Below are 7,330 nucleotides of genomic sequence, written 5' to 3' on the forward strand. Positions count from 1 at the left end.
GCACGGTCAGCGCATGTGCCGTTGCGGTATTGAGCCGACCATGACGACCGGGCTTGTCGGGTACGCCGCCCGCCATGACGTCGGTGTCCCTGGCCGGTGGGTATCCCGCCGACAGCCGTCCGCGCCCAGAAAGGACATATCCGGACGACTGGTGGGCCTTTCGCGATCTGTGCCACTCGGAGGGGCTTGTCCCGGCATCATCCCTGGCAGTCCGGAGATTATGGATCATTCAGGTGTTCTCGCGGGAGCTGAGATGAGCGACGGGTGTGCGTGCCGGGTGTTTCCCGGCGGTGGTTCTCCTTCCGCGGAGACCACGGAATGGGCCGCGCGTGTCGAGAGGATCGCTCCGCTGCTTGCCCGGTACCGGGACCAGGGCGAACGGGAAAGGACGACACCGGCCGCGGTCATCGACGCGCTGCGCGCGGAGAACATCCACCGGATGTGGGTCTCGCGTGACTTCGGCGGCGGCCAGGTCAGCGTGCGGACCGGTTCGGCCGTCCTGCGGGCGCTTGCCCGTCTCGACGCGTCCGTCGCCTGGCAGATGGGGGTTCAGGGAGCGATCGGCCGGATGTCGGACTATCTGCCGGAGCCGGTGGCGCACCGGCTCTTCCGGGAGAGCACGGGGCTGGTGGTCGGCGGGATCAACCCGACCGGCCGGGCCGAGCCCGCATCCGGCGGATATCGGCTGCACGGCACCTGGTCGTTCGCGAGCGGCTCGGCGCACGCCGACTGGCTGGTCTGTGCCGCGGTGCTCGTGGATGACGACAGCTCCCGCACGGCTCCGGCCGGGTCACGGACACGTATGATCTTCGTGCCGAAGAGCGCCGTCCGGTTCGTGGACGACTGGTTCGCCGGGGGGCTGCGCGGCACGGGAAGCACGACCTTCCACGTCGACGGGCTGGTCGTCCCCGAGGAGTACACGGTTGACGGTTCGCTGCTGCGCGGCGTCCCCGCCGACCGTCCCTCGCGGGGCTACGGCATCGCCTACTACGACTTCGCCCCGTTCACGACGGCGTCGACGGCGTTGGGAATAGCCCAGGACGCCCTTACGGTCTTCCGGTCGCTGGCCCGGGAGAAGATTCCCGCCAGGGCGACGAGCCCGCTGGCCGCCGGCCACATCGTGCAGGCGGGGCTGGCCCGCGCGGAGATCCTGGTGCGGGCGGCGGCTCTGCTGCTGGCCGACGCCGCCGACCAGGCGACGGCGTCGGCGGGCGACGGCGGGGAGGATCACAGCGGGGAGGAGCTCAGCGCACTGATCCGTCTGACGGCCACAGCCGTGGGTGAGAACACCGTGTCCGCCGTGGACACGCTCTACGAGCTGGCCGGGACGAGTTCCCTGTACGCCGCCAGCCGGCTGGACCGCTGTTTCCGCGACATCCACGCGGCGGTCAAGCACATCACGCTCGCGCGGACGAATTTCGAGATGGTCGGTCAGTACCTCCTGGGCGGGCCGCTCCTGATGCGACGGTGACCCCGTGGCGGGAGACGACCGGGACAACAGGGCGGCCCGGAGCGGGCCTCAGGATTTCCAGGCGTCGTGGAACTGCAGCCGGGCGTCGGCGTTCAGAATGACGTCGTGCACCTTGGCCGACAGGCCCAGGATGACGGTCAGCTCGATGACGGGGACGTTGTACTGGTTGGTGAGAATGAGCTCCTGCGCCTGTCTGACGAGCGCCATGCGGGCGTTCTGGTCGGCGGTGGCGGCCTGCCGGGTGAGAAGGTCGTCCAGCGGGCCGGGCCTGAGGTTGTTGAAGTTCAGGCCGGTGCTGGAGTACTGGGTCCGCAGCACGTCGGGGTCGGCTCCCTTGGTGTGCCCCCAGAGCAGGTCGTAGCCTTTCGCCTGGACCACCCTGCCGCCGTTGGCGACCGGTTCCTCGTGCAGGGCCGCCGCGATGCCGACGGCCCGCAGCTGCTGCTGGATCAGCTCCAGTATCGTTTTCGCCGACGTCTGGCCGGTGAAGTACTGGACGGTGAGCTGGAGGGGCCTGCCGTCCTTGGTGCGGATGCCGTCCGGCCCTGGGCGCCAGCCGGCGTCGTCCAGCAGTTTCCTTGCCTCGTCGGGGGCGAAGACGAGGTCCGCCGAGAGGTTCACGTAGCCGGGGGTGGAACTGGCCAGCGGGCTTGTCGCCGGCTTTGTCAGCGGGGTGAGGACGGTGCTGATGATCTCCTGCCGGTTGATGGCCCGGGAGACGGCGCGGCGTACCGCCGTGTCGTCGAGGGGCGGGCGTCCGGTGTTCACGCTGAACCCGTAGGGCAGGCCGGGGGCGGACTTGTACTGCAGCGTGAAGCCGTCCGTGCGCAGGCTCGCCTCGTCCTGGGATGCCACCGCGGAGTCGCCGTCGATCGCCCCGGACCGCAGGCTGCCGTTACGGACCCCGGACTCGGGGAGGACCTGGAAGACGATCTGGTCCAGGTAGGCCGGCCCCTGCTGCTTCCACAGCGTCGAGCCCCAGTGGTAGCCGGCCCGCCTGTTCAGCGTGATCGACTGGTTCTTCTGGTAGCTGCCCAGGGTGAACGGCCCTGAGCCGACAATGCCCGACGCGCACCGTTCGGCCGGAGGCTTCGCCGTGCTGGCGGGGGACACCAGCCCGAGGGTGTGGGTGGAGGTCGCCTGCAGGAACTGGGCGGCCGGCCGGTTGAAGGACACCCGGGCGGTCAGGTCGTCGACGATCGTGGTGTCGCGGTAGCCCTGCAGGTAGCTGGCCGCCTGGGCGGCGATGGTCCCGAGTTTCTCGGCGGTGTCGAAGTTCGCCTTGACGGCCCGGGCGTCGACCGGGCTGCCGTCGCTGAAGGTCGCGCCCGGACGCAGGTGGAAGGTGAACGCCGTCGCGTCCGGGCTGGTCTCCCACCGCTCGGCCAGCCACGGAACGATCTTTCCGGTGGCCGGGTCCTGGTCGGTCAGGGAGTCCACGAGCTGGCGTGCCGGGTAGACCGAGTCGATCGAGCTGACCTGCTGGGGGTCGAGGCAGCCGAAGTCAGAGGTCAGCGCGAAGGCCAGCCGGCCGCCGGGCTTCGGGACGGCCCCGGCGGCACCCGCGCCGCCCGTGCCGCCCGACCCACAGGCGGTGAGCAGCACACCGGCCAGCCCGGCACCCGCCGCGCGGCGGAGCCAGGTGGTACAGCCGGACGGATTTCTCGGTCTCATATGGATGTCCTTGTACGGGTTGGGTATCGGCCGGCGGTCGGCCGGCCGTTGTCGGACGTGTGTGGACGTCGGACGTGTGTGGACGTCGGACATGTGTGGGGAGCGGGGCCGGTCAGGCCGTCCGGGCGGCGGGCCGTCGGGCCTGGACGACGAGTGGCACGCGTGTGGGCTGGAGCATCGTCGAGCGGCTCGGGCGCACCTTGTAATCGGGTTTCGGGTGCAGCGTCCAGCGGGCGACGACCGCCGCCATGAAAATCATCATTTCCGCCCAGGCGAACGGCTCGCCGATACAGCTCCGGTTGCCCGCACCGAAAGGGAGAAAGGAAACACGGGGGATGGCCGCGGTGCCCTCGTCACTCCACCGGTCCGGGTCGAAGACCTCGGGAACGGTGTAGACCGCCGGATCACGCTGGATGGCGTGCAGGGAGAACAGCACGTTGCTTCCGGGCGGTATCCGGTGTTCGCCGAGCACGAGTTCCGTCATGGTCCGCCTGGACAGCAGCCAGCCCGGTGGGAACAGCCGCAGCGCCTCGGTGAGAACCTGCCGCAGGTAGACCAGGTCGGCCAGCGCCGAATAGCCGGGGGGCCGGCCGGCCAGCACCGTGTCCACCTCGGCGGCGAGCCGTTGCTGGATGTCGGGGTGCCGGCTGAGCAGGTGACAGGTCCAGCTCAGCACGTCCTGCGCGGTCTCCACCCCGCCCAGGAACAGCGCCATGGCCTCGTCATGGATCTCCTGGTCGGTGAGGCCCGGGCGGCCGCCGTCGGCGCGGGCGGCCAGCAGCAGTGCCATCAGGTCACCGTCGGTGGCACCCCGTTCCCGGTACTGGGCGATGACGTCCGTCAGCGCCTCGTCGAGCCGGCGGCGGGCCCGCTCGAAGCGGCGGTTGCCCGGTGTCGGCAGCCTCTCCAGCCAGCCGACCGGGAAGGCGATCCGCCTGGCCACGCCTTTGAGCAGGATGGGAAAGGTCTCCTCGACCTCGACCGCGACGCTGTCACCGAGATCGGAGGAGAACAGCGCTCGGCACACCACGGCCACCGCGAAAGTGTGGATCTCCTGGACGAACTCCACGGTCTGGCCGTCCCGCCAGCCGGTGGCGCGCTGTTCGGCGGCCTGCCGCATCTGGTCGGCGTAACCGGCGATCCGGGCCGCGTGGAACGCCGGCTGCATCAGCCGGCGGTGCGCCATGTGGGTCGGTTCGGTGGAGTTCAGCAGCCCGTTGCCGAGGAAGGGCGCCGACTTCTCGTAGGCGATGCCCTTGTCGAGTTTGCGGACGTCCCTGGTGAGGATCTGGTGCACCCAGACGGGATTGTTGATGACGTAGGCCCGCGCCGGCCCGAGGCCGATGGTGACGATGTCGCCGCTGTCACGCAGCGACTCGAAGAACCTGCGTGGCTCGCTGAGCATCCGGTGCATGTGGCCCAGCAGCGGGAGCCGGCCGGGGGCCGACGTGACACCCGGGACGGTTGCCGTCATCCGTGGATCTCCTTTGTTCCGGACGTACTGGAAGGCGATGTGCTGGAAGGCGATGGCATAGTCGCGCCCGCGGATCAGTGGGTGCGGTTGACGACGAACTCGGACAACGTGATCAGTTCCGCGGCGGCCGTACGTTCCATCGCGACGCTGTCGAGGGTCCGCAGGGCGCGGTCGAGATGCAGGTGGGCCTGGGCGGTGGTGAAGGACCGGCCGCCGGCCTTGCTGATGAGGGCCGCCGTCCGGCGCAGCGTCCACTCCGCGTCCGGGGTGTCCAGCGGCATGGCCAGCAGGTCCGCGAGCTGCTGGGCCGACGCCGTCGAGCCGGCCAGAGCGCAGACCATGGGAAGGGTCTTCTTGCGCAGGCGGAGGTCGTTGAACACCGGCTTGCCGGTGACCGCCGGATCCCCCCAGATACCCAGCAGGTCGTCGACCGCCTGGAAGGCGGTTCCCAGGTCGCGGCCCACCAGGGACATCGCCGTGACCATCTCGGGCGGAGCGCCACCGAGCAGCGCTCCCAGCGCCGACGCGCAGCCCAGCAGCGACCCGGTCTTGCGCGTCGCCATGGTCCGGTACTCCTCGACGGTCACCGCCTCCGGGCCGGTCCACGGCCGGTATTCGAAGGCGATGTCGGCGGCCTGCCCGTTGACCAGCTCGACCAGTGACGTCGACAGCAGGCTCATCGCCGCCGACCTGGTCGCCGGGGCGAGCCGGCCGGTGCTGTGGGCGAGGGTGTCCAGGGCGAGGGCGAGCAGCGCGTCACCGGCCAGGACGGCCGGGCCCACCCCGAACGTCTTCCAGGCGGTGGCCCGGTGCCGGCGCTGCTCGTCGCCGTCCATGATGTCGTCGTGGACGAGTGAGAACGCATGCACCAGCTCGACGGCGACCGCCCCGGCGACCGCGGCCTGTGCCGGGGCGCCGACGGCCTCGGCGGCGAGGACGGCGAGTGCCGGCCGCAGCGCCTTGCCGCCGCCGCCACCGTTGCCGCCACCGCTGTTGTTGCTGGTGCCACGCACGGTCGGTGTGCCGTCGGAGTCGCACCAGCCGAACGTGAACGACGCCATCCGCCCGAGCCAGGGGTGCAGCCGGTCGACGGTCTCGCGCAGCGCCGGCAGGACGAGGTCCCGGCACCGCGCCAGGGTGTCGAGGGCGGCCGGCGACGTGACCCGCAGCGGCGGGGTGTACTCGCTCATGGGACGGGCCCTTCTTCGGCAGGACACGGGCCGGGGGCGGCCCGCGGTAGGCGGCGGCTCGCGGTAGGCGGCCCGCGGTAGGAGGCGGGCGTAAGGGCTGGCCAGCCGGCATCGCTCAGCCGGCTTGGCCGGCGTGGCTCGGCTGGTGTCGCTCAGCCGGCGGTGCGCAGCGCGAGCCCCGCGCTGGCGGCGGCACGCGGCTTCGGGATCATCAGGTACGGCCCGGTGCCCAGCGACGCCTTCGGGATGGTGGTGCGCGGCCTGGCGCCGGGCGTGGGACGCAGGCTCCAGCGGGTGGCGATCGTGGCCAGCGTGAGCGTCGTCTCCGCGCGGCCGAAGGTGTCACCGATGCACTTGCGGCTGCCCGCGCTGAAGGGCACCATCGCGCCGCGCGGGATGCCCGCGGCCCGCTCGGGCAGCCAGCGGTCCGGGTCGAACCGTTCCGGGTCGGTGAACAGTGCGGGGTTGCGGCCCATCATGTACGGGCTGAACATCACGATGGTGCCCCTGGCCAGCCGCTGCCCGGCGAGTTCGGTGTCCCTGCTGGTCGTGCGGGTCAGCAGCCAGGCCGGCGGATACATCCGCAGGGTCTCGTGCAGGACCCGCCAGGTGTAGTCCAGCCGCGGCAGGTCCTCGAACGTCGGTGGCCGGCCGCCGAGCACCTCGTCCAGTTCGGCGTGCAGCCGGGCTTCCACCTCCGGGTGCTCGGCGAGGATGTGGAAGGCCCAGGCCATGGTGTTCCCCGTGGTCTCCGTCCCGCCGATGAGGAGGGTCATGATCTGGTCGTAGACCTCTTCGTCGCTGAGCCGGTGCCGGGTCTCCTCGTCACGGGCCGCGATCAGGATCGACAGCAGGTCGCCGTGGTCCGTCCCGGCGCGTCGCTGGAACTCGATCGTCTCCCTGATGACGGTGTGCATCCGTTCCCGGACCTGGTTGAACTGGCGGTTGCCCGGCGTGGGCAGCTTCTCCTGCCAGCCGATCGGCGCGACCATCCGCTTGTAGACGCCCCGCATGATGATCGGCATGCAGTAGGCGACCTCCGGGATGATGGGACGTCCCCCGACGGTGGTCGCGAACAGGGTACGGGCGGTGATCCGCAGGGTCAGGGCGTGCATCGCCTCGCTGATGTCGATGGGCCGGTGGTCCTCCCACGAGCCCAGGACGTCGGCGATCTCCTCGCGCATCAGGCGGGCGTAGCCGGGCATCCGGGCGGGATGGAACGCGGGCTGGATCATCCGTCGTTGTACGCGGTGGTCCTCCCGCATGGAGCTGACGAGCCCGTTGCCCACGAGCAGCCGCGCCTTGTCGAACAGCGGCCCGCCCTTGTCGAAGGTGCGTGAGTCCACCAGGACCTGGGTGACCACCTCGGGGTGGCAGGCCAGGTAGGCCGGACGCGGCCCGAGACCGATCTGGACGAGGTCGCCCTGGGCGGGCAGCGCGGACAGGAACCGCAACGGCCGGCGCCACAGCTGGAGGGCGTGGCCGAGCACCGGCAGGCCACCCGAGGCGACCGCGAAGGAG

5 protein-coding genes are annotated in these 7,330 nt (G+C 70.9%); 1 reads left to right on the forward strand and 4 read right to left on the reverse strand.

Features of this window, described 5'->3' with window-relative positions:
• Positions 1–253 precede the first annotated feature (253 nt).
• Positions 254–1,471: an acyl-CoA dehydrogenase family protein gene (locus tag NBW84_RS18305; RefSeq protein WP_250285953.1), complete on the forward strand. Its 1,218-nt coding sequence runs from the start codon at positions 254–256 to the stop codon at positions 1,469–1,471.
• A gap of 48 nt (positions 1,472–1,519) precedes the next feature.
• Here NBW84_RS18305 and NBW84_RS18310 read toward each other — a convergent pair whose 3' ends face one another.
• The 4 genes from NBW84_RS18310 to NBW84_RS18325 form a co-directional block, all read right to left on the reverse strand.
• Positions 1,520–3,145: an ABC transporter substrate-binding protein gene (locus NBW84_RS18310; protein WP_250285954.1), complete on the reverse strand. Its 1,626-nt coding sequence runs from the start codon at positions 3,143–3,145 to the stop codon at positions 1,520–1,522.
• 112 nt (positions 3,146–3,257) lie between these two features.
• Complete coding sequence (locus NBW84_RS18315) at positions 3,258–4,619, reverse strand: cytochrome P450 (protein ID WP_250285955.1); 1,362 nt, start codon at positions 4,617–4,619, stop codon at positions 3,258–3,260.
• 74 nt (positions 4,620–4,693) lie between these two features.
• Positions 4,694–5,809 carry a polyprenyl synthetase family protein gene (locus NBW84_RS18320; protein WP_250285956.1) on the reverse strand — a complete coding sequence of 372 codons (1,116 nt, stop codon included), beginning with the start codon at positions 5,807–5,809 and terminating at the stop codon, positions 4,694–4,696.
• Between the two features lie 152 nt (positions 5,810–5,961).
• On the reverse strand, positions 5,962–7,330 hold a 1,369-nt coding region (locus NBW84_RS18325), incomplete at its 5' end, for a cytochrome P450 (RefSeq protein WP_250285957.1).

Source organism: Protofrankia sp. CiP1_Cm_nod2 (assembly GCF_920664355.1).
Taxonomy (GTDB): domain Bacteria; phylum Actinomycetota; class Actinomycetes; order Frankiales; family Frankiaceae; genus Protofrankia.